Source organism: Streptomyces sp. NPDC048496 (genome assembly GCF_043200055.1).
GTDB lineage: Bacteria > Actinomycetota > Actinomycetes > Streptomycetales > Streptomycetaceae > Streptomyces.
The window spans coordinates 63,355-83,880 of record NZ_JBICXB010000028.1; the positions used below are offsets into that span (position 1 = coordinate 63,355).

A 20,526-nucleotide genomic window follows, 5' to 3' on the forward strand; every position below is an offset into this window, starting at 1 on the left:
GAAGCTCTAGCCGGTCACCGTTTCGAGCCACGCGGGATCGATCTTGCCCTCGGCGACGATGACAGCGGCTCCGGTCATCTCGATCTCACCGTCCGGCCGCTCGGTGATCACAAGGGTGCCGCCCGGCAGATCGACGGTGTACGTGACCGGGGTACCGGTCTCGGCGGGGTCCGCGCCGTCCCTGCGGGCGGCGGCGACGGCCACGGCGCAGGCGCCGGTGCCACAGGAGCGGGTCTCGCCGGAACCGCGTTCGTGGACCCGCATCGCCACATGGCGCGGTCCGCGGTCCACGACGAACTCGATGTTGACACCGTCGGGGTAGACGGCGGCAGGGCTGAACGGCGGTACGGAGAACAGCTTGCCCGCGTGTGCCAGGTCGTCGACGAAGGCCACCGCGTGCGGGTTGCCCATGTTCACGTTGCGGGCGTGCCAGGTGCGGCCGTCCACGGTGACCGTGACGCCGTCCTCGGGGAGCTGGGCGCGCCCCATGGAGACCGTGATGTCGCCGCCCTTGGCGAGGTGGACCTTCTTCACGCCGTCGCGGGTCGCGACCGCGAGGTCGCCCTCCTCGACAAGTCCGGCGCGCTGCAGATAGCGGGCGAAGACCCGCACGCCGTTGCCGCACATCTCGGCGATCGAGCCGTCGGCATTGCGATAGTCCATGAACCACTTGGCGTCGGCCGCCATGGTCCGCGCCTCGGGGTGTGCGGCGGACCGCACGACGTGCAGCAGCCCGTCACCGCCGATACCGGCCCGCCGGTCGCAGAGCCGGGCGACGACGGGTGCGGGCAGGTCGACTGCGTTGTCCGGGTCGGGAACGATCACGAAGTCGTTCTCGGTGCCGTGACCCTTGAGGAAGGGGATCTGCGAGGTGCTCACAGGGCAACTGTACGAGGCCGCGCCGACAGCGGACGAAGCCGGGCCGAACGGTGGACGGGCGCGGCTGTGGACAGATGACGGGCGGGCCGGCGTGAGCCCGGACTCAGCGCAGTCGCGCCACGCGCCAGATGGCCAGCGCGACCAGTACGCCGCACACGGCCACGTACAGGGCGATCACACGCCAGTCGGGACGCTCCCCCGAGCCCCGGGCCGGCAGGCCCGGCCAGGTGTGGCCGACACGGCGGGCGGCCGTCATCCCCCAGCCCGCGGCGCAGCAGCTGATCAGCAGACCGAGCATGGCGACGACCGCGCCCCCGTCGCCGAACTCGAAGGCGAGCGGGAAGGCGAACATCAGAGACCCGACCGCGGCAAGCATGACGATCGGAGCGAGCTGCCAGATCCTCAGACGGCGCGCGGGCCGCAGCTCGACCTCGACCTCGGGGGTCACCTGGGGCTCGTCGGGCCCGTCAGGGCTCAGGCGTCCCGCCTCGTGCTGCGTGTCCGGTGCGTCTTGTTCTGTGTCGCGAGGGCCGGCCTCCATCGCCACGCGCCCTCCCAACTCGGACTCCACTGGTCGATCGATGCTCGATGATGGCACGCTCCCGGTCGCCTTAATGACGGGCAGGGCTTCCCGATGCCATCACGTGATCAGGCTGTAACCGCTCGTTCGACCAACGCCAGCGCCCGGTGCGGAAGTTCCCCGCGGTGTTCCTCGGCGCCGCTCAGCCAGTGGACGCGGGGGTCGCGGCGGAACCAGGAGTCCTGACGGCGCGCGAAGCGTTTGGTGGCGCGGACCGTCTCGGCGCGCGCCTCGTCCTCCGTGCACTCCTTGGCCAGCGCCCCGAGCACCTGCTGATAGCCGAGCGCACGGGAGGCGGTGCGCCCCTCACGCAGACCGCGGGCCTCCAGTGTCCGCACCTCGTCCACGAGCCCTGCCTCCCACATCCGGTCGACCCGGAGGGCGATGCGTTCGTCGAGTTCGGGGCGGGCCACGTCGACGCCGATCTGGACCGCGTCGTAGACCGCTTCGTTGCCCGGGAGGTTGGCCGTGAAGGGCTTCCCGGTGATCTCGATGACTTCGAGGGCCCGGACGATGCGGCGGCCGTTGCTCGGCAGGATGGCCCGGCCCGCCTCGGGGTCGGCGGCGGCGAGTCGGCCGTGCAACGCCCCTGAACCGTGCTCCGCCAGTTCCTGTTCCAGCCTGGCGCGTACGCAGGGGTCCGTGCCGGGGAATTCCAGTGCGTCGATCGCACCCTTCACGTACAGCCCGGAGCCGCCGACCAGAACCGGGGTCCGGCCCTCGGCGAGCAGCCGGTCGATCTCGGCTCGGGCCAGCCGCTGGTACTCGGCGACGCTGGCTGTCTCGGTGACGTCCCAGATGTCCAGCAGTCGGTGGGGTACGGACCCGCGCTCGGCGAGCGTCAGCTTCGCGGTGCCGATATCCATCCCCCGGTAAAGCTGCATGGAGTCGGCGTTGACCACTTCGCCACCGAGCTGCTGGGCCAGGAATACCCCCAGATCGGACTTTCCGGCTGCAGTGGGACCGACGACGGCGATGACCCGCGGTGCGGGAGATGGACTACTCACCGCCCCAGTCTCGCAAATGTCCAGCCCTCTCCCCGAACGGGTTACGTGACGGCGCGAAGCCGGAGTCGTTTGCTGTTCCGAGGTTTCGCGCGCCGGTTCGGACCGGCCCCCGTCCGGCAGGCGGTCGGATGACCGAAGGCCCGACGAGGGCTGACGGACGAGAGCCCGAGTGGCGCAATGAGACGCTCCGGGCGGCGCGGAATTTCGATCACACGAGTAAAATGTGGACTGAGTATGGGTGTTTTTTCATGGTTTCGCCGTTCCTCCTCCGGAGCGGTCGAGACGTCCGCCGAGGAAGCCGCCGCGCCGACGGACGAGGCTTCCGAGGTCGCCGCGTCGGCCTCCTCCGGGACGACGGTGGACGAGTCGGTGACGTCCACCGGGTCGGAGTCCTCCGAGGGCGTGGAAATCCCCAAGGAGCAGTCGGCCGACGAGGCGGCGGACAACGAGGCCGGAGACAACGCCCGCACATAGTCCCCCACCAGGGAAGGTGTCCGATGGGCTTCATGGACAGTCTGAAGGCCAAGCTGAGTCCGGCGAAGGGCAAGGTCGGCGACCTCGCGCAGCAGCACGGGGACAAGATCGACCATGGGATCGACAAGGCAGCACGGACGGTCGATCAAAAGACGAAGGGAAAGTACAGCGACAAGATCGAGTCCGGCTCGCAGAAGGCCAAGGATGCGATTGACCGTCTGTCCCACATGGGCGAGGGTGGTACGCCGCCACCGGCTTCCTGACCTCGGCACCTCGACCTGATCACGGTGGACGGCCGTGGAGCGGCATCGCTCCACGGCCGTCACGTGCGTGCCCGGCCCGGAACCCTCCGAACCGGTCCGGGACCAGCCGGAGCCGGTCTCAGGACCAGGTGGCGACCATGTATCCGACGCCGTACGGAGCGTCCTCGTAGAGCAGCCGCCCGCTCAGCCCTGCCACTTCCGCCGCGCCCGCCAGCACCTGCCACGGCGCCCGGCCCGCCGCCTTCAGTTCGTACGCCAGTGACTCGTCCAGCGCACTCAGCACGGCGAGGTCCGCGGCGCCCAGGGCCCGTGACACCTCCGTGTCGAACGAGAGGGCGCGCTCGTCCAGATAGCCGGGGGCCTTGACTGTGCGGCAGGCGCTGCCGTCGCCCATCACCAGCATGGCCACGCGGCGGGCCCTGGCCGCCAACTCCCGTCCGGTGCTCGCGCAGCGCCCGGCTTCGAGCGTCTCCCCCACGCCGAGACCCTCGATCGGCGCGTCCGCCCACTTCGCACGGGCAAGCAGCCACGCGCCGACGGAGAGGGACGGCGGAAGCGGGCGCTCCGCCGCAGCGCCGGCGGCTCCTCCGAGCCCGAGCCGGACGTCGAGATCGACGCCGAAGCCCTTGAAGGAGCCCAGGGCCCCCTCGGGATGCGGCCCGCGGCCATCGGGATCCGCCGGCCCGATCACGATCAGCAGGTCGGGGCGGGCCGCGGCGAGCACGCCCAGGGCATCGATGCACGCGGTCCTCGCGGCCAGGAGCTCTGGCGCGGCTCCGGCGGCGACCTCGGGTACCAGCACGGGCGGACAGGGGCAGACAGCTGCGGCGACAAGCATGCTGGGCAGCGTACTGCGTCAGCCGATTCCGCCCGTTTCCCCCGTCCGTTCCGGCCACGGCTCCGCGACCCGGCGTACCGGCCGCGGGCCCGTGCCCCCTTCCCCTACGAGGTCAGTCGCACCCGCAGCCGGGAGCCGCCGCGGGCGGCAACGGCGCCGGGACACCGATGCCGGGCAGCCCGAGCATCACTCCGGCCGGCTTGGCGGCCTCGGCGACGGTGCGCTTCTCCCAGGCGTCCCCGGACCGGGTCCGCCTCACACCGAGCGGCGCGCCCTCGGCGAGCAGGTGGTGCGGGGCGGCATAGGTGATCTCGACCGTCACCACATCCCCGGGGCGCACGTCCTCGTCCGGCTTGGTGAAGTGGACCAGGCGGTTGTCGGGAGCACGGCCGGAGAGACGGTGTGTGGCGCCGTCCTTACGGCCCTCGCCCTCAGCGACCATGATCTCCAGGGTGCGGCCGACCTGCTTCTTGTTCTCGTCCCAGGAGATCTCCTCCTGGAGGGCGGCCAGGCGCATGTACCGCTCCTGGACGACCTCCTTCGGGATCTGCCCCTCCATGTCGGCCGCCGGGGTTCCGGGGCGCTTGGAGTACTGGAAGGTGAAGGCGTTGGCGAAGCGCGCCTGACGGACCGCGTGCATGGTCTGCTCGAAGTCCTCCTCCGTCTCGCCGGGGAAGCCCACGATGATGTCGGTGGAGATGGCGGCGTCCGGCATCGCGGCGCGCACCTTCTCGATGATGCCGAGGAACCGCTCCTGCCGGTACGAGCGCCGCATCGCCTTCAGGATCGTGTCCGAACCCGACTGCATCGGCATGTGCAGCTGCGGCATGACGTTCGGCGTCTCGGCCATCGCAGCGATCACGTCGTCGGTGAAGTCGCGGGGGTGCGGCGAGGTGAAGCGGACCCGCTCCAGGCCCTCGATCTTCCCGCAGGCGCGTAGCAGCTTGGAGAAGGCCTCGCGGTCGCCGATGTCGGAGCCGTACGCGTTCACGTTCTGGCCGAGCAGCGTGATCTCGGAGACTCCCTCGGCGACCAGTGCCTCGATCTCGGCCAGGATGTCGCCGGTGCGGCGGTCCTTCTCCTTGCCGCGCAGCGCCGGGACGATGCAGAAGGTACAGGTGTTGTTGCAGCCGACGGAGATGGAGACCCACGCGGCGTAGGCGGACTCGCGGCGGGTGGGGAGGGTCGAGGGGAAGGCCTCCAGGGATTCGGCGATCTCGATCTGCGCCTCCTCCTGGATACGGGCGCGCTCCAGAAGCACCGGCAGCTTGCCGATGTTGTGCGTTCCGAAGACGACGTCGACCCATGGGGCCCGCTGGACGATCGTGTCGCGGTCCTTCTGCGCCAGACAGCCGCCGACCGCGATCTGCATCCCGGGCCGCTTCGTCTTCATCGGGGCAAGCCGGCCGAGATTGCCGTAGAGCTTGTTGTCCGCGTTCTCCCGCACCGCGCAGGTGTTGAAGACGACGACATCGGCGTCACCGTCGGCGCCCTCGGGCGCACGTACGTACCCCGCGCCCTCCAGCAGCCCCGACAGCCGCTCGGAGTCGTGGACGTTCATCTGGCACCCGTAGGTGCGCACCTCGTACGTTTTCAAACCCTCTACCTCGCTCATCTCGTCCACCAGGGTACGAGGTCGTACGGACACCCAGGGCCTCTCTTCCACAGGACCGGCCCTGGCCATCACGAGGAGTGAGCTGGCAGGATCGCGCCATGCTCCACGCACTGTCCCGTATCGGCCGCCGACGCACCCTTCAGGGGGGCGCCGTCGTTGCCGTCGTTCTCGGGCTGCTGCTGTGGTGGGTGCTGCCGCTCGGGGATCCGCCGCCGAGCGGATCTCTGACCTTCAGCACAGGGGTACGCAGCGGGGTCTACCAGCGCTACGGCGAGCGGCTCAGGGGAGCGCTCGCCAAGGACCTGCCCAAGGTCTCGATTCGGCTGCAGACCAGCGAGGGCTCCCAGCAGAACCTCGAGCGGGTGGCGACCGGGAAGGCCGACTTCACCATCGCCACGACCGATGCCATCGCCACGTATCTACGGGACGGCAAGGCGGGGGCCGACCGGCTGCGCGGATGTGTCCGGCTGTACGACGACTACATCCAGCTGGTGGTGCCGTGGGACTCGGACGTGCAGACGGTCTCGGATCTCGCCGGCAAGCGGGTCGGGGTGGGGCAGGAGGGTTCGGGCGTGCGGCTGGTCGCCGACCGGCTGATGACCGCCGCGGATCTTGACCCGACGCACGGCATCACTCCGGTCCCGGCCGGGATCGACACGATGCCGACGCAGTTGCAGAACGGTCTTCTCGACGCCTTCTTCTGGTCCGGCGGGCTGCCGACCACCGCTGTGCAGGAGCTGTCGGACCGCTTCCCGATCAGGCTCGTACCCCTGGAGGCATCGCTGATCAAACGGCTGCGGGCCGACGGCGGCCCCACTCGCTACTACCGCTCGGCCGTGATGCCCGCCGACGCGTACCGCAGCGCCCAGCAGGGATCGGCCATCACGACGGTGGCCGTCGCCAACGTGCTGGTCACCACGGACCGCACGGATCCGGCGATGACCGAGGCGTTCACCCGGACGGTGATCGACAGCCGGGACCGCATCGGAAGCGAGGTGCATGCGGCGCAGTTGGTGGACCTGCGGACAGCGATCTACACCGATCCGCTGCAGCTGCACGACGGGGCCAGACGCTACTACCGGTCCGTCAAGCCCTGACGTGCTCCGGCGGGGCGCGCCGTCGCGGCACCCGGTACCGCAGTCAGTCGCCCGGACCGCTGCGCGGAACCGCCACCGTCACCCGCAGTCCGTGCGGCTCGTGCGGGGCATAGGAGAGGGAGCCGCCGCCCGCGGCGAGCAGTGTGTGGGAGATGGAGAGCCCGAGACCGGACCCCTGCACGTTCTGGTGCTGGGCGCTGCGCCAGAACCGGTCGCCGATCCGCTCCAGCTCCTCGTCGGTCAGCCCCGGGCCGCGGTCGGCGACGGCCACGGTGACGGTGTCGCGGCCGGCGGCGACGGTGACACGGACCTCCTCACCGGCGGGGGTGAACTTGCACGCGTTGTCGATGACGGCGTCGAGGGCGCTGGACAGCGCGATGGGGTCCGCCCAGGCTGTCACGGCCGATGCCCCCTCGGCCGTCAGCCGTACACCGTTCTCCTCCGCGAACGGGCGCCAGGAAGCCACCCGTTCCGCGGTGAGCGCGCCGATGTCGGTGAGCTGAAGGTCTGCTGCGGCATGCTCGGCCAGCGCCAGGTCCAGCAGGTCGTCCAGGACCTGCCCGAGGCGCTTTCCCTCCGTGCGGACGGAGGCGATCTCCTCGTTCCCCTCGGGGAGTTCGAGGGCGAGGAGCTCGATGCGCAGCAGCAGCGCGGCGAGGGGGTTGCGCAGTTGGTGCGAGGCGTCGGCGACGAAAGCGCGCTGCTGCTCCAGCACTTCCTCGACGTTGTCGGCCATCTCGTTGAACGAACGGGCCAGGCGTCTGAGTTCCGGCGGACCTCCCGAGGCCACCACCCGGGACCGCATCCGGCCGCTGGCGATGTCGTGGGTCGCCGCGTCCAGGGTCTGGACGGGCAGCAGGACCCAGCCGGTGAGCCGGATCGCGGCACCGACGGCCACCAGCATCGCGACCACTTCGCCGACGGCGATCAGCAGCCAGCCACGCAGCGTGTGGGCGCGCATCCCACCGGTGGGCGAGTCGAGGACGACGACGGCGACCACATCGCCGTCCCGTACGACGGGCGAGGCGACGACGACCCGGCCGCGCTGCCAGGGCCAGACCTGCGGCGGATCATGACTGCGGCGCCCGAGGAGCGCCTCCTTGAACGCCTCGCGGCCCGTCCCCTCGACAGGGAGCTGCCAGTCGGCCGGCGCCTTCGCCATGGCGGTGTCGTCGCGGTAGAAGACGCCGGCCCGGATTCCGTACACCGAGTCGTACATCTCCAGCTCCGACTGGAGCACGCGGCGCCGTTCGTCGTTGCTCCCGGTCGGTTCCGTGACGAACTGGGCCAGTGCGGCGAAGCGCGCCGTGTCGTCGATGCGGTCGATCACGACGCCCTGCTGCTGGGCGGCGGCCACGCTGACGGCCAGCGGAAAGCCGAGCGCGAGCAGCACGGCCGCCATGAGGACGATGAGCAGGGGGAGGAGACGGGTACGCACCGGGGCCGTACGCCTTTACGCGGACGGGGCGACGAGGCGGTAGCCGACCCCGCGCACGGTCTCGATCAGTGCGGGCAGCCGCAGTTTGGAACGCAGGGACGCGACATGCACTTCGAGCGTGCGCCCCGTTCCCTCCCAACTCGTGCGCCACACCTCGCTGATGATCTGTTCCCGGCGGAACACCACGCCGGGGCGCTGGGCGAGGAGCGCGAGCAGATCGAACTCCTTGCGGGTGAGCTGGACTTCGGCGCCGTCGACACTGACCCTGCGGGTCGGCAGTTCGATATGGACATGCCCCAGGCGCAGCGCCGCGACGGGCGTCGGCGCCGTGTCCTCGCCGGCCGATTTGCGCCTGCTGACCGCGTGGATACGCGCCAGGAGTTCACCCGTGTCGTACGGCTTGACCACGTAGTCGTCCGCCCCGAGGTTCAGACCATGGATCCTCGACCGGACATCGGCCCGCGCGGTCACCATGATCACGGGAATGGAACAGCGCTTGCGGATCTTCCCGCAGACCTCGTAACCGTCCTGGTCGGGCAGTCCGAGGTCGAGGAGCACGACGCCGAAGGGCTCCGCGTCCGCCGGCAGCAGGGCCTTCAGGGCCTCGTCGCCGCTGCGCGCGTGCACGACCTGGATGCCGTGCCGGGCGAGCACCGCGGACAGGGCGGCCGCCACATGGTTGTCGTCCTCGACGAGCAGCAGTCTCATGGCCCCCATTCCTCTCCGCTGTCGCTTCGTGGCGCGGTCTTCCCGCACTCCCCGGCGCCTGTCCATCTTCCCGGTACTTCCCCGTACCGAGGTGTTTCACGTCATCACGTACCAGGGCATCCACTCCGATGACCGGTACGCCAGTCAAGGGCCCACCTATTACAACGGGGTTTCCGTTATGCACCCGGTACGCCCCCGGCACCTCTCCCGCCGTCCCGTTCACGCGGAGTGTCCGGTTGCCGCCGGATCGTTATGCTCAATTTCCGCTCAGATGTAATGACGGTGGTCGCACTGCGTCACTAGGGTCCTTCCCAACCGAGGAGGACGGAGCAAGAAGCCGATGAGCGGAGTTTCAGTGACCAAGGCCGCCGAGGATGCCGTACCCGCGGCGAACGACCTTGTCGTACTGAGCAACGTCAACAAGCACTTCGGCGCGCTGCATGTGCTCCAGGACATCGACCTGACCATCGCCCGGGGCGAGGTCGTGGTCGTCATCGGGCCCTCCGGGTCCGGAAAGTCCACGCTGTGCCGCACGATCAACCGCTTGGAGACGATCGACTCGGGCGCGATATCGATCGACGGCAAGCCGTTGCCCCAGGAGGGCAAGGAGCTGGCCAGGCTGCGTGCCGATGTCGGCATGGTCTTCCAGTCGTTCAATCTCTTCGCGCACAAGACGGTGCTCGAAAACGTGATGCTGGGGCAGCTCAAGGTCCGCAAGGCGGACAAGACGGCTGCCGAGGAGAAGGCCCGTTCGCTGCTCGACCGGGTGGGCGTGGCGACGCAGGCCGACAAGTACCCCGCCCAGCTCTCCGGAGGCCAGCAGCAACGCGTGGCCATCGCACGGGCGTTGGCGATGGACCCCAAGGTCATGCTCTTCGACGAGCCGACGTCCGCGCTCGACCCGGAGATGATCAATGAGGTGCTGGAAGTCATGCAGCAGCTCGCCCGGGACGGCATGACCATGGTCGTCGTCACCCACGAGATGGGCTTCGCGCGCTCGGCGGCGAACCGTGTCGTCTTCATGGCGGACGGGAAGATCGTCGAAGAGGCGTCGCCCGACCAGTTCTTCAGCAACCCGCGCAGTGACCGGGCCAAGGACTTCCTTTCGAAGATCCTGCACCACTGATTTCCGGATCAGCTGTTCACTCACATCGCTTCATCGCTTCAACTCTAGGGAAGTTCACCATGCAGCTTCGTAAGGTCACCGCCGCATCGGCCGCCGTGCTCGCGCTCGCTCTCACCGCCACCGCCTGTGGCTCCTCCGACGACAAGGGCGGCGACTCGGCCGGCGGCGGCAAGAAGATCACCATCGGCATCAAGATCGACCAGCCCGGTATCGGTCTGAAGACGCCCGACGGCAAGTACACCGGTTTCGACGTCGATGTCGCCACGTACATCGCCAAGGAACTCGGTTACGACGCCAAGGACATCACCTTCAAGGAGACCAAGAGCGCCGACCGCGAGACGGCGATCGAGCGCGGGGACGTCAAGTTCATCGCCGCCTCCTACTCGATCAACGACGAGCGCCTGCAGAAGGTCGACTTCGCAGGCCCGTACCTGCTGGCGCACCAGGACATCCTGGTCCGTGCCGACGACGACTCGTTCAAGTCCCCGGCCGACCTGAACAACAAGAAGCTGTGTTCGGTCGCCGGCTCGACCTCGGCAAAGAACGTCCACGACAAGCTGGCACCCAAGGCCCAGCTGCAGGAGTACGGCGGCTACTCCGAGTGCGTCACCGGCCTGGAGAACAAGGCTGTCGACGCACTGACCACCGACGACAGCATCCTGGCCGGCTTCGCCTCGCAGAAGGACTTCCAGGGGAAGTTCAAGCTGGCCGGCTTCAAGATGAGCAACGAGAACTACGGCATCGGCCTGAAGAAGGGCGACGCCGACCTCAAGAAGAAGATCAACGACGCGCTCACCAAGATGGTCTCGGACGGTTCCTGGGACAAGGCGGTGGAGGCCAACTTCGGTCCGGCGAACTACAAGAACGAGCCCGCCCCGAAGATCGGCAACATCGTCAAGTGAAGCAGGGCTGACCCGGCGCGCCGTCCGTGAACGGCGGCGCGCCATGCCCTCCTACACGCGGAAGCGCGGGAGATCGTGTTCGACTTTCTTGAAGGTTACGACCTGCTGGGGGCCTTCTGGGTGACGGTGCAACTCACTGTCTACTCAGCCCTCGGCTCCCTCATATGGGGAACGCTGCTGGCCGGCATGAAGGTCAGCCCGGTCCCCCTCATGCGCGGTTTCGCCACCGCCTATGTGAATGTCATCCGGAACATCCCTCTGACCGTGATCATCGTCTTCTCGTCGCTGGGCCTCTTCCAGACGCTCAACATCAGCCTCGGGGCCAGTGATTTCAAGGACGTCAACTTCAGGCTCGCGGTCCTCGCGCTGATCGCCTACACCGCCGCGTTCGTCTGTGAGGCGCTCCGGTCGGGCATCAACACCGTGCCGGTCGGGCAGGCAGAGGCCGCGCGTGCGCTCGGGCTGAGCTTCACGCAAGTGCTGCGGCTGGTCGTCCTCCCGCAGGCGTTCCGCGCGGTGGTCAACCCGCTGTCGAACGTGCTGATCGCGTTGACGAAGAACACCACGGTCGCCTCGGCGATCGGGGTCGCCGAAGCCGCGTACCTGATGAAGGGCATGATCGAAGCCGAGGCCCAGCTGGTCCTGATCGCGTTGGTCTTCGCGTTCGGCTTCATCGTTCTGACCCTCCCGACCGGCCTGATCCTCGGCTGGGTGAGCAAGAAGGTGGCGGTGAAGCGATGACCTCCGTCCTCTACGACGCCCAGGGACCGCGCGCCAAGCGGCGCAACATCCTGTACACGGTGCTGTTCGTCCTGTGCGCCGCGGCCGTGGTGTGGTGGGTGTCCAGCGGCCTGGCCGAGAAGCACCAGCTCGACTGGATCAAGTGGAAGCCCTTCTTCACCAGCTCCCAGCCCTGGGAGACGTACATCTGGCCGGGCCTCCAGAACACGCTCAAGGCGGCGTTCTTCGCCCTGATCATCGCGCTGCCGCTCGGCGCCCTGTTCGGTATCGGCAGGCTGTCGGACCACCGGTGGGTGCGGGTGCCGGCCGGCGTCGTCGTGGAGTTCTTCCGCGCCGTCCCGGTGCTGATCCTTATGATCGTTGCGAACGCGACGTACGCCGAGTACACGGACATCAGCACCGAGACGCGTCCCCTGTACGCCGTGGTGACCGGCCTGGTGCTGTACAACTTCTCGGTACTCGCCGAGATCGTGCGCGCCGGAATCCACTCCCTGCCGAAGGGCCAGACCGACGCGGCCAAGGCGATCGGGATGCGCAAGGGCCAGACCATGGTGTTCGTGCTGCTGCCGCAGGCAGTGACGGCCATGCTGCCGGCGATCGTCAGCCAGCTGGTCGTCATCGTGAAGGACACCGCGCTCGGCGGCGCCATGATGACCTTCCCCGAGCTGCTGTCCTCGGTCCGTCCGATGGGTGCGAACTACGGCGCGAACACCATCGCATGCTTCACGATCGTGGCCCTGATCTACCTCGTGGTGAATTTCGCGCTCACGTCGTTCGCGAGCTGGCTGGAGCGGTGGCTCCGGCGCAACAAGAAGAGCAAGGGTTCCCCAGCCGGCACCGCGCCCGGAGGCGCATCGAAGACCATCGGTACGCCGGCGCTCGTCGTCGACGACGGACGCGCCGTCTGACGGTTCGTCGGTAATTTCTGCGCAGGGGCGCCGGTGCATGCACCGGCGCCCCTCGCCGCGCCCGGTTGTCACTTGACGCAAGCACCGGCAGTGGGTTGCATACGTTCTGTGACCGCCGACCGAGCCCCCGCTTCCGCTTCCACTCCTCCGACCGAACGGGCCCAGGGAGTCGCGCCGTGGACCCGGTGATTGTCGTCGGCGCCGGGCCTGTGGGCCTGACGCTGTCGCTCGCCCTCGCCGCGCAGGGCGTTCCCTCCGTCGTCCTCGACGAGGATCCGGGAAGGGACGAGACCCGTCCCGCCCGGACGGTGGTGCTGCGCGAGGACACCGCGGGCCTGGTGGAGCGGCTCGGGTGCAAGGCGCTCCGGAACGAGGGCGCCCGCTGGACGGGCTGGCGCTCCATGCGCCGCAAGCAGCTGGTACGCGAACTGCGCCTCGGCGAGGACTCCCCGAGCGGTGATCCGCTCCCGGCCCCGCTCCATCTGCCCCAGCACGCCCTGACGCGCGGGCTGCGGGCCGCGGTCGCCGCGCAGGAGCTGGTGCACATGGCGCCGCTCAGCCGGATCGACACCCTGGAGCAGGATCCGGCCGGGGTCACGGTACACACCAGGGAACCCGATTCGACCTGGTGGCGCGGGAGTTACCTGGTCGGTTGCGACGGCGCCAGATCCACCGTCCGCAAGCTCCTGGACGTCCGGTTCCCGGGGCGCACAGCAGTGGAGCGGCACGCCGTCGCCGCACTGCGCACCGATCTGCCCTGGCCGGGCGAGGCCGTGCTGCACCGGCTGCCGCCGTGGCGCACCGGGGGCGCCGAAGTCACCGCGCGCCCGCTGCCGGACGGTGCGTGGCGGCTGGACTGGCTGCTCCCGCCAGGCGGCGAGCTCGTCACGCCCGACGCTCTGATCACCCGGGTGCGGGACACTCTCGCGGGCTGGTGCGGCGGCGAGACCCCGCCGTACGAACTGCTGGACACGGGCGTGTACACGCTGCATCACCGGCTGGCCCGGCGCTGGCGGGTCCAGCGGGCCTTCCTTGCCGGGGACGCCGCCCATCTGCTCGGTGCACTTGGTACGCAGGGGCTCGACGAAGGGCTGCGGGACGCCGAGAACCTGGCCTGGAAGCTGGCGCAGGCCTGGCATCACGGCGCCTCCGACGTGCTGCTCGACAGCTACCAGGCGGAGCGCCGGGCCGCGGTCGCCTCCCGTCTGCGCGCGGCGGACCAGTCGCTGCCGATACTGCGCGGCGGCGGAGGGCTACGGAGCATCGTCCCCGGGAGCGCACGGGGGCACGATTCACTGCTCGCCGACGGTCACCTGGGGTGCGGCCCACTGGGTGCGCCCCCCTCGTACTCGCACTCCCCCCTTGCGCCTGCGTACGCCGAGGCGCACACATCGGTGGGCACGCCCCCGGGCGCGCCGGTCGACGATGTCCGGGTGACGGCGCCCGACGGCACGACCGTACGGCTGCGCGAGCGGCTGGGGCGGGGCCGTCTGCTGGTCGTGCTGGTCGCTCCGGGGACCGGGGTGTGGGACCGGCGCCATTGGTTGACCGCGGGGGTGATGCCCCGGCTCGTCGAGTCGGTCGACGCCCTGCCGGTGACGGGGGAGCTGCTGGTGGCCGAGGCCTACCCGGGTGCCCCGGCCCATACCGTGCTGCTGATCAGGCCGGACGGACATCTGGTGGCATCGTTCGGCGGGGTCCGGCCGGCGGAACTTTTCGCTGCGGCGGACGCGGTGCGCGGCGGTGCGCCACGTGCCTCCGTCCGCTCCGGCCAGACCGCAGACATCAATTGACCCCCACGGGCAGCACATGGTGTACTCCGAAATGTGACCGACACCGATGTGCGCCTGTGGCGGAGGGTCCATATGGACCTCGTCCGCTATGCGGGCTGCGTGTGTCGCCCGTCCTGCTGAATCGCCTCTCCCTGCCGCGGCGTGCGCCCTGTCGCACGCCGGGCATCACGCGCGAACTCTCAGGACGGTCCCTGTGTCTGCCTCTCCCCCACCTTCTGTACGCACGCCTTCTTCCGGCCCGGACTCCGGTGGCGGTCCCACGGCTGCGGTACTGCTCGACTTCGTCCGTCGCACGGCGGCGGACCCCGGTCTGATCGCCTCGCTCCCCCTCGATCCCGAGGGCCGCACCTGGATCCGGCTCGACGGACCCGGCGGCAGCGAGGCCTGGCTGATCGGCTGGCCGCCGCGCACCGGCACCGGCTGGCACGACCACGCCGACTCGATCGGCGCCTTCACCACCGCGGCCGGCACGCTCACGGAGCATTCGCTCGCGGCCAGGCTGCCCGCCGACGGCTGGAAATCCCTCGAACTGACCGAAGGCGTCGACCGGTCCAGGCAGTTGACGACCGGCCTGGGCAGGGCGTTCGGCCGGCACCATGTGCACGAGGTGCTGAACGAATCCGGCACCGAGCACGCGGTCTCGGTCCATGCGTACTATCCGCCGCTGCCGCAGATCCGGCGCTACAGCCGTACCGGTGCGCTACTCCGTCTTGAGCACATCGAACGCCCGGAGGACTGGCAGTGAGCGACGAGCGCAACAACGGTGCGGTGAGGGTGGGGATCGACGAACTGCTGGCGCGGGTCCGGGCCGGATACGACCGCATCGGTCCGCACGACGCGATCGCCGCCGCAGCGGACGGCGCCCTGTTGGTGGACATACGCTACGCGGCGCTGCGTGAGCGGGACGGGCTGATTCCGGGGGCGCTGGTCGTCGAGCGCAACGAGCTGGAGTGGCGGCTCGACCCGCAGGGCAGCCATCGCGCGCCGGAGGCGGTCAGCCACGATCTGCGGGTGGTGGTGGTCTGCAACGAGGGGTACGCGTCGAGTCTCGCGGTCGCGTCCCTGAGGCAGTTGGGGCTGCACCGGGCGACCGATCTGATCGGCGGGTTCCAGGCGTGGCGGGCGGCGGGGCTGCCGGTCGGCACCTGACCGGTGGCGGGCCCGGCCGTGCTGCTCCCTGCGCTGCTCCGCCCGCCACCGGCCGGCGATGTCACTGCTTGGACGTCGCCACCTCCACCGGGCTGACCTTGAGTGCCAGTCGGCCGGGCAGCGTCGAGGCGACGAGTGCCAGCAGTGCGGCTGCGCCCACCACTGTCGCGTACACCGACGGCAGGACGGTGGGCGCCGCGCTGCCGGTCATGCCGATGCTGAAGGCGGTCAGCACGGCGAGAGCGATGCCGGTGCCGAGGACGGCGGCAATCAGCAGAACCGACAGGGCTTCGATGCGGAGCATCCGCAGGACCTGGCGTCGAGTGGCACCGGCCAGCCGGAGCATGGCGAACTCCCGGATCCGCTCGGACACCGACATGGCGAGGGTGTTGACGACCGCGATCGCGGTGAAGGCGAGAACCAGGCCCATGGCCAGATAGTTGACCTCTGCGTTCTGCTGCTGCCGGTCCGCCTGGAGCCGGTCGGCGGTGGCAGGGGCGAGCACGGCGATGCCGGGGAACTTCCGCAGAGCGGCAACGAGCCGGCTGCGGTCGCTGTCTCCGGCGACCAGAACCGTGGCGGCGAGGGGGTTGTCCATGTGACGGGCGATCAGGTCGTGGGGCAGGGTCAGATCGCCGAAACCGAGGCCGCGGGTGTAGACCGCGGCGACGGTGAGGGTGGTGGGTGTGCCGTCGCCGAGGTGCACTGTCAGCTCGCTGCCGGCGTGCAGCCCCAGCTGTTCGGCGGCGAGTTCACTGATCGCGGCGGTGCCGGGACGGGCGGTGAAACCGGCGAGCGAGCCGCTGGTCACCTCGGGGTCCCAGGTGTGGGCGAGACCGGTCTGGGTGACGCCCTGAGCAGTGAACTTCTCGAGGCCGACCCTGACTGTGGTCCGTACGACCTCGGTGGCGGCCGTCACGCCCTGCGTCCTGCGCACGGCCTCGGCGGCGGCAGACGGGACTCCGGGCCCCTGGGAGGAGAGGACCCAGGTGGCACGGGTTCCTTCGCGGGCCTGGGCTCGGGCCGCGTCACCGAGGGTCGGCTGGACGAAGAGAACCGTGCAGGTCATCGCGATGAGCAGGGTAAGCGGGGTGACGACGGCGGCCATCCGGATGGAGTTTCCACGGATGTTCGCGGTGGCGAGAGTGCCCCCGGAACCGGCCAGCCGGAACGGGCCCGCGAGCAGTGCCGCCGCCACCTTGACGAGCAACGGTCCGAGCAGCGACACGGCCGCGGCCAGCACCACGACGGCCAGGAAGGTGACGGGGGTCGAGGCCGCCTCGGTGCGCAGGCTGCCGAGTACGGCGACGAGCGCTCCGCCGCCCGCGAGCAGCACCAGACCTGCGGCGATCCGGACCACGGACGGCCGCTCGCGCTCGACCGTGGACTCGGCCATGGCCTCGGCGGGGCGGATACGGGCGATCCTGCGGCCGGAGATCCTGGCGGCTGCCCAGGCGCCGAGGAGCGTGACGGCGAGGGCGGCGAAAACCGGGAAGATGCCCGCGGTGCGTTCCAGCGACGGTGGGATCGCACCCATGTCGATGAATCGACTGTGGAGCCAGCCGGCGAGCGGCAGTCCGGCGAGCGATCCCAGCACGCCGGCCACGGCCCCGACTGCCAGCGCCTCACGCCCGAGAAGACGGCGGACCTGGCGCGGTGTGGCGGCGATGGCGCGCAGCAGGGCCAGTTCACGGTGGCGCTGCTGGATGGAGAGCGCAAAGGTGCCGACGACCACGAGGATCGCGACGAGGAGTGAGGTGCCACCCATCGCACCGCCCATGGAAACGAGCTTGATCCGGGCGCCCGCGGCATCCAGGAACTCGACGGGGCCGCGGTCGTCGCCTGTGGACACCTGCGCGGTGGTGCCCCTGAGCGCCTGCTCCACCTGCTGCTTCAGCCGGTCGAGGTCCGTGCCCGGCGCGGGCACCACACCGAGGGCGGTGACCTGGCCGGGACGGGCGGAGAGGCGGGCGGACTCGGCGCCGGAGAAGAAGAGAGAGGTCTGCTGCCGGAGGTCGCCGCGGTGGGCCGGGGCCGCGACACCACTGATGCGGTACGGGCGGGGAGCGCCGGTGGACTGCACGGTGAGCCGGTCTCCGGGGTTCAGGCCGGTCCGCTCGGCGAGGCCCCGGTCGATCACCACGTCGTCGGCGGAGGCGGGGGGACGGCCTGCGGTGAGAGCGAAAGGCGTGAGGGAAGCGGAGGCCCAGGAGTGTCCGTAGGAAGGCGTGGAAGATGTAGCGGCCTTGCCGGCAGGCTTGTCGGCGGACTGGGCAACGGGCACGGCGAGGAAGGTGAGTTCGGGGACCACCTTGCGTACGCCGTCCACGTTCCGGATCCGGTCCGCGGTGGCTGCGGGGATCCAGGCGCGCTCAGCGACGGGTTTCGCCTTGTGCTTGACCTTCGTCTTCCCGTTGCCCTTGTGCTTGACGGTGGTCCGGTGGACGTTCTGGTCGGCGGAGACGATGAGCGGAGCCGCGGCATAGCGCTCGGTCGCGATCCGTCCGCGCAGGCCGGTCTCCAGAAGCGTGCCGCAGGCGGTGACAAGGGCGGCGGCGCACATCAGGGCCAGCAGGGCGCCGAGGAACCCGCCCTTTCGGTCTCGGATCGTCTGCAGGGCGTAGCGCAGCATCATGATGCGTCCGTCTCTCTCGTGCGGTTGTCGGCCGCAAGGGGCGGGGCCGGGAAGGCGAGCAGCCGGGTGTGGACCGTGCGGGCGCCCGGCGGAGTGTCGGCGTCGGACCGCTTGTAGCGGTTCATGAGGGCGATGTACTCCTCGAAGAGCGCATGGAGCTCGGGGAGCGTGAGCCGGATGGTGCCGCGCGAGTACGGGAACGCGTCGGCCCACTCGCCCCGTTCGCCGCTGTCGCGCTGAAGCTGCTCGAAGAGGGCGAGGTCGGCGGCGTATGCGTGGCGGTTCAGCTCGTCCATGGCGAGCCGCACCTCGGGGCTCTGGCGGGACCGCGGCGGGAAGCGCCGGTCGCCGGGAACGGCCCGCCACCACCTCGCCCGACGCCGGTCCGGCTCCTCGGCCGGGATGTCCTCCACGAAGCCGTACCTGGCCAGTTCGCGCAGGTGGTAGCTGGTGGCCCCGGTGTTCAGCCCGAGGGCGCGGGCAAGGATCGCGGACGTCGCGGGGCCGTGCAGGGTGAGGTGCTGAAGGATCTGCTGCCGCCTCGGCTGTGCGAGCGCTCGGAGAGCGGCCAGCTCTGTGATCTCGGTGCCACCGGACTTCTCTGCCATGCGTCACACAATGCTCTGTGCACAGATACCTGGGCACTGGAGCGCGTCGGCGTCTTCGTACGGGGGCTTTCCCCCGGCAGCCGCTGTCCCGCCTCCCCTCGGAACCGCTCCGGAACCGACCCGGGACTGACCCGGGACCGACCGGGATCCGACCCGACACGCACCCGAATGGCTCACCCCGGTGGAGCACATTCGCCACAAGGCAGACATTCACCTCATACAAGGGACCGATATGACGGAGATGCCACGCAGATGCCGACCCCCGCCCTCACCCCCGACCAGCTCGACCGTCAGGTCGCCCGCCTCCATGACACGGAGGCCTGGCAGCAGATCATCACGGGCTGGGACATCACCGTCCCCGAACCGGTGCGTTCCGCCTCACCCGGCTCCGTGCCACACCCGGCGGACCGGCATCCGGCCGACTGGCGCGATCTGCTGTCCGTGACCGTCGATCAGCTGATCGCCGACTCAGTCCGCTCCGTGCCCCCGGCCGCCCCGCGCGAGCGCCCCCTCCCCGGGCGTCTCGGCGCGATCCTCCCCGATCGGTTCCACAGCTGGCGCCGCATCGGGCAGCCCGAACTGCGGCCCTCCACCCACCTCGCCTACGCTCGGCAGATCCTGACCGAGTGGGGCTGGCAGAACACCCCGTACCGGCTGCGGAACGCCCGCGGCGCCCGGTGCGTCTGCGGCGCCCTCCTCACCGCACACCGCCTGGGCTACGGCTCCCTCGGCACCGTGGACCGGGCCGGCGCCTGGATCGTCGCCGAGCTTCGCTCGCAGGGCTGGACCGACCTGATCGGCCCCTGGAACCGACACCCCGGCCGCACCGCGGCGGATGCTGTGGCCCTGCTGGACGCCACCATCCGCCGCGCCTCACATGCCGGACAGTGACCGCCGCGTCTCCCCCTACCCGCAGCCCCCCGGCGTGCACACCGTCACCGTGGACGCCCTCTGCGCTGAATACCCGTGCCGTATGCATCCGCTGCGTGCACGCCCCCTGTGTACGCAGCCCTGCACATCCCGATAGCGACGCTGTCAGAACGGCTCGCCCAGGCCTTCCGTGTCCTCGCCCTCTGCTTCGAGTGCCTGGCGCACCACGCGCAGGGCCATCCCCTCCCCGTACCCCTTGCGCGCGAGCATGCCCGCAAGGCGGCGCAGCCGCTTGTCGCGGTCCAGTCCGCGAGTGGAGCGGAGTTTGCGCGCGACGAGCTCGCGGGCCGTCTCCTCCTCCTGCTCGGAGTCGAGCTGCCCGACGGCCTCGTCGATCACCGCCGAGTCCACCCCCTTGGTCCGCAGCTCCCGGACGAGAGCGCGGCGGGCCAGCCCCCGACCGTGGTGCCGGGACTCCACCCAGGCGTCCGCGAACGCCGTGTCGTCGATCAGCCCGACGTCCTCGAAACGCGACAGCACCTCTTCGGCCACCTCGTCCGGGATCTCCCGTTTACGCAACGCATCCGCAAGCTGCTTGCGGGTGCGCGGAGTCCCGGTGAGCAGCCGCAGACAGATATTGCGCGCGTGCTCGACCGGGTCTCGCGGCTCCCCCTTCTCGGCCCTCGGCGAGGAAGGGGAGCCGCTGTTCCTGGAGCGGGTGCGGGCACGACGGTCCGCGCCCTCGCCGAATCGCCCGCCCGAGCCGGTGCCATGACTGGGACCGGCCTCCGGCCCGTATGCGGACTCGGACGCGGAATCGGTCGTGCGCCCGGTGACTCCTGGGCCGGGACCGGCGCCGACAGCGCTGTCCGGCCACTCCGTACGACGCGTCACG

Annotated in this window: 22 protein-coding genes; 12 read left to right on the forward strand and 10 right to left on the reverse strand. The window is 70.1% G+C overall.

Going from position 1 to position 20,526, the window contains the following annotated elements; translation table 11 throughout:
• Window positions 1–6: 6 nt before the first annotated feature.
• From dapF to miaA, 3 genes are all read right to left on the reverse strand, one after another.
• Window positions 7–879, reverse strand: a complete 873-nt coding sequence (gene dapF, locus ACGFSA_RS23390; protein ID WP_393307154.1) for a diaminopimelate epimerase — start codon at window positions 877–879, stop codon at window positions 7–9.
• 103 nt (window positions 880–982) lie between these two features.
• Window positions 983–1,420, reverse strand: coding sequence for a hypothetical protein (locus tag ACGFSA_RS23395; protein ID WP_393307156.1), 438 nt, complete (start codon window positions 1,418–1,420; stop codon window positions 983–985).
• A gap of 107 nt (window positions 1,421–1,527) precedes the next feature.
• A complete protein-coding gene (miaA, locus tag ACGFSA_RS23400) occupies window positions 1,528–2,466 on the reverse strand; it encodes a tRNA (adenosine(37)-N6)-dimethylallyltransferase MiaA (protein WP_393307158.1) in 939 nt (312 codons plus the stop codon).
• 234 nt (window positions 2,467–2,700) lie between these two features.
• Between miaA and ACGFSA_RS23405 the strand changes: the two genes are divergently transcribed.
• Window positions 2,701–2,940 (forward strand): hypothetical protein, encoded by a 240-nt coding sequence (locus tag ACGFSA_RS23405; protein ID WP_393307160.1) that lies wholly within the window; start codon window positions 2,701–2,703, stop codon window positions 2,938–2,940.
• Between the two features lie 23 nt (window positions 2,941–2,963).
• The gene (locus tag ACGFSA_RS23410) at window positions 2,964–3,203 is read left to right on the forward strand and encodes an antitoxin (RefSeq protein WP_393307162.1); all 240 of its coding nucleotides are present in this window, start codon (window positions 2,964–2,966) and stop codon (window positions 3,201–3,203) included.
• Between the two features lie 118 nt (window positions 3,204–3,321).
• Here ACGFSA_RS23410 and ACGFSA_RS23415 read toward each other — a convergent pair whose 3' ends face one another.
• Window positions 3,322–4,041, reverse strand: a complete 720-nt coding sequence (locus ACGFSA_RS23415; RefSeq protein WP_393307164.1) for a class III extradiol dioxygenase subunit B-like domain-containing protein — start codon at window positions 4,039–4,041, stop codon at window positions 3,322–3,324.
• Between the two features lie 112 nt (window positions 4,042–4,153).
• Window positions 4,154–5,656, reverse strand: a complete 1,503-nt coding sequence (gene miaB / locus ACGFSA_RS23420) for a tRNA (N6-isopentenyl adenosine(37)-C2)-methylthiotransferase MiaB (RefSeq protein ID WP_393307166.1) — start codon at window positions 5,654–5,656, stop codon at window positions 4,154–4,156.
• A 98-nt stretch (window positions 5,657–5,754) separates the two neighbouring features.
• Here miaB and ACGFSA_RS23425 point away from each other — a divergent pair, with 98 nt between their 5' ends.
• Window positions 5,755–6,753 carry a TAXI family TRAP transporter solute-binding subunit gene (locus ACGFSA_RS23425; protein ID WP_393307168.1) on the forward strand — a complete coding sequence of 333 codons (999 nt, stop codon included), beginning with the start codon at window positions 5,755–5,757 and terminating at the stop codon, window positions 6,751–6,753.
• Window positions 6,754–6,796: 43 nt separating this feature from the next.
• Here ACGFSA_RS23425 and ACGFSA_RS23430 read toward each other — a convergent pair whose 3' ends face one another.
• On the reverse strand, window positions 6,797–8,191 hold the full coding sequence (locus ACGFSA_RS23430) for an ATP-binding protein (RefSeq protein WP_393307170.1): 1,395 nt from the start codon (window positions 8,189–8,191) through the stop codon (window positions 6,797–6,799).
• Between the two features lie 15 nt (window positions 8,192–8,206).
• On the reverse strand, window positions 8,207–8,899 hold the full coding sequence (locus ACGFSA_RS23435; RefSeq protein WP_393307173.1) for a response regulator transcription factor: 693 nt from the start codon (window positions 8,897–8,899) through the stop codon (window positions 8,207–8,209).
• Between the two features lie 340 nt (window positions 8,900–9,239).
• Between ACGFSA_RS23435 and ACGFSA_RS23440 the strand changes: the two genes are divergently transcribed.
• The 8 genes from ACGFSA_RS23440 to ACGFSA_RS23475 all read left to right on the forward strand — a co-directional run bounded on the left by ACGFSA_RS23440 (window position 9,240) and on the right by ACGFSA_RS23475 (window position 15,518).
• Window positions 9,240–10,025: an amino acid ABC transporter ATP-binding protein gene (locus tag ACGFSA_RS23440; RefSeq protein WP_393307175.1), complete on the forward strand. Its 786-nt coding sequence runs from the start codon at window positions 9,240–9,242 to the stop codon at window positions 10,023–10,025.
• 59 nt (window positions 10,026–10,084) lie between these two features.
• Entirely contained in the window at window positions 10,085–10,927 is an 843-nt protein-coding gene (locus tag ACGFSA_RS23445) for a glutamate ABC transporter substrate-binding protein (RefSeq protein ID WP_393307177.1), read from the forward strand.
• Between the two features lie 75 nt (window positions 10,928–11,002).
• Window positions 11,003–11,668 (forward strand): amino acid ABC transporter permease, encoded by a 666-nt coding sequence (locus ACGFSA_RS23450; protein WP_393307179.1) that lies wholly within the window; start codon window positions 11,003–11,005, stop codon window positions 11,666–11,668.
• Window positions 11,665–12,576: an amino acid ABC transporter permease gene (locus ACGFSA_RS23455; RefSeq protein ID WP_393307181.1), complete on the forward strand. Its 912-nt coding sequence runs from the start codon at window positions 11,665–11,667 to the stop codon at window positions 12,574–12,576. Before ACGFSA_RS23450 ends, ACGFSA_RS23455 begins: the two co-directional genes overlap by 4 nt.
• A 176-nt stretch (window positions 12,577–12,752) precedes the next feature.
• Window positions 12,753–14,369 carry an FAD-dependent monooxygenase gene (locus ACGFSA_RS23460; protein ID WP_393307184.1) on the forward strand — a complete coding sequence of 539 codons (1,617 nt, stop codon included), beginning with the start codon at window positions 12,753–12,755 and terminating at the stop codon, window positions 14,367–14,369.
• Window positions 14,370–14,417: 48 nt separating this feature from the next.
• The gene (locus tag ACGFSA_RS23465) at window positions 14,418–14,489 is read left to right on the forward strand and encodes a putative leader peptide (RefSeq protein ID WP_309544753.1); all 72 of its coding nucleotides are present in this window, start codon (window positions 14,418–14,420) and stop codon (window positions 14,487–14,489) included.
• 73 nt (window positions 14,490–14,562) lie between these two features.
• Window positions 14,563–15,114: a cysteine dioxygenase gene (locus ACGFSA_RS23470; protein WP_393307186.1), complete on the forward strand. Its 552-nt coding sequence runs from the start codon at window positions 14,563–14,565 to the stop codon at window positions 15,112–15,114.
• On the forward strand, window positions 15,111–15,518 hold the full coding sequence (locus ACGFSA_RS23475) for a rhodanese-like domain-containing protein (RefSeq protein WP_393307188.1): 408 nt from the start codon (window positions 15,111–15,113) through the stop codon (window positions 15,516–15,518). The genes ACGFSA_RS23470 and ACGFSA_RS23475 overlap by 4 nt, the downstream gene beginning before the upstream one ends.
• Before the next feature lie 61 nt (window positions 15,519–15,579).
• On the opposite strand, the gene ACGFSA_RS23480 is transcribed toward ACGFSA_RS23475, so the two are convergent.
• Window positions 15,580–18,153 carry an FtsX-like permease family protein gene (locus ACGFSA_RS23480; protein WP_393307190.1) on the reverse strand — a complete coding sequence of 858 codons (2,574 nt, stop codon included), beginning with the start codon at window positions 18,151–18,153 and terminating at the stop codon, window positions 15,580–15,582.
• On the reverse strand, window positions 18,150–18,761 hold the full coding sequence (locus ACGFSA_RS23485; protein WP_393307192.1) for an ArsR/SmtB family transcription factor: 612 nt from the start codon (window positions 18,759–18,761) through the stop codon (window positions 18,150–18,152). Before ACGFSA_RS23485 ends, ACGFSA_RS23480 begins: the two co-directional genes overlap by 4 nt.
• A 252-nt stretch (window positions 18,762–19,013) precedes the next feature.
• On the opposite strand from ACGFSA_RS23485, the gene ACGFSA_RS23490 reads away from it, so the two are divergent.
• Window positions 19,014–19,652 (forward strand): hypothetical protein, encoded by a 639-nt coding sequence (locus ACGFSA_RS23490; RefSeq protein WP_393307194.1) that lies wholly within the window; start codon window positions 19,014–19,016, stop codon window positions 19,650–19,652.
• Between the two features lie 144 nt (window positions 19,653–19,796).
• Here ACGFSA_RS23490 and recX read toward each other — a convergent pair whose 3' ends face one another.
• On the reverse strand, window positions 19,797–20,525 hold the full coding sequence (gene recX, locus ACGFSA_RS23495; protein ID WP_393307196.1) for a recombination regulator RecX: 729 nt from the start codon (window positions 20,523–20,525) through the stop codon (window positions 19,797–19,799).
• Window position 20,526: the final 1 nt, after the last annotated feature.

What these genes read in the sequence shown, in the direction of transcription:
- ACGFSA_RS23480 (WP_393307190.1), bottom strand. Translation starts at nt 18,153, where the DNA reads ATGATGCTGCGCTACGCCCTGCAGACGATCCGAGACCGAAAGGGCGGG.
- ACGFSA_RS23485 (WP_393307192.1), bottom strand. Translation starts at nt 18,761, where the DNA reads ATGGCAGAGAAGTCCGGTGGCACCGAGATCACAGAGCTGGCCGCTCTC.
- ACGFSA_RS23440 (WP_393307175.1), top strand. Translation starts at nt 9,240, where the DNA reads ATGAGCGGAGTTTCAGTGACCAAGGCCGCCGAGGATGCCGTACCCGCG.
- ACGFSA_RS23410 (WP_393307162.1), top strand. Translation starts at nt 2,964, where the DNA reads ATGGGCTTCATGGACAGTCTGAAGGCCAAGCTGAGTCCGGCGAAGGGC.
- ACGFSA_RS23405 (WP_393307160.1), top strand. Translation starts at nt 2,701, where the DNA reads ATGGGTGTTTTTTCATGGTTTCGCCGTTCCTCCTCCGGAGCGGTCGAG.
- ACGFSA_RS23490 (WP_393307194.1), top strand. Translation starts at nt 19,014, where the DNA reads ATGCCGACCCCCGCCCTCACCCCCGACCAGCTCGACCGTCAGGTCGCC.
- ACGFSA_RS23425 (WP_393307168.1), top strand. Translation starts at nt 5,755, where the DNA reads ATGCTCCACGCACTGTCCCGTATCGGCCGCCGACGCACCCTTCAGGGG.
- ACGFSA_RS23395 (WP_393307156.1), bottom strand. Translation starts at nt 1,420, where the DNA reads ATGGAGGCCGGCCCTCGCGACACAGAACAAGACGCACCGGACACGCAG.
- ACGFSA_RS23415 (WP_393307164.1), bottom strand. Translation starts at nt 4,041, where the DNA reads ATGCTTGTCGCCGCAGCTGTCTGCCCCTGTCCGCCCGTGCTGGTACCC.
- ACGFSA_RS23455 (WP_393307181.1), top strand. Translation starts at nt 11,665, where the DNA reads ATGACCTCCGTCCTCTACGACGCCCAGGGACCGCGCGCCAAGCGGCGC.
- miaB (WP_393307166.1), bottom strand. Translation starts at nt 5,656, where the DNA reads ATGAGCGAGGTAGAGGGTTTGAAAACGTACGAGGTGCGCACCTACGGG.
- ACGFSA_RS23435 (WP_393307173.1), bottom strand. Translation starts at nt 8,899, where the DNA reads ATGAGACTGCTGCTCGTCGAGGACGACAACCATGTGGCGGCCGCCCTG.
- ACGFSA_RS23445 (WP_393307177.1), top strand. Translation starts at nt 10,085, where the DNA reads ATGCAGCTTCGTAAGGTCACCGCCGCATCGGCCGCCGTGCTCGCGCTC.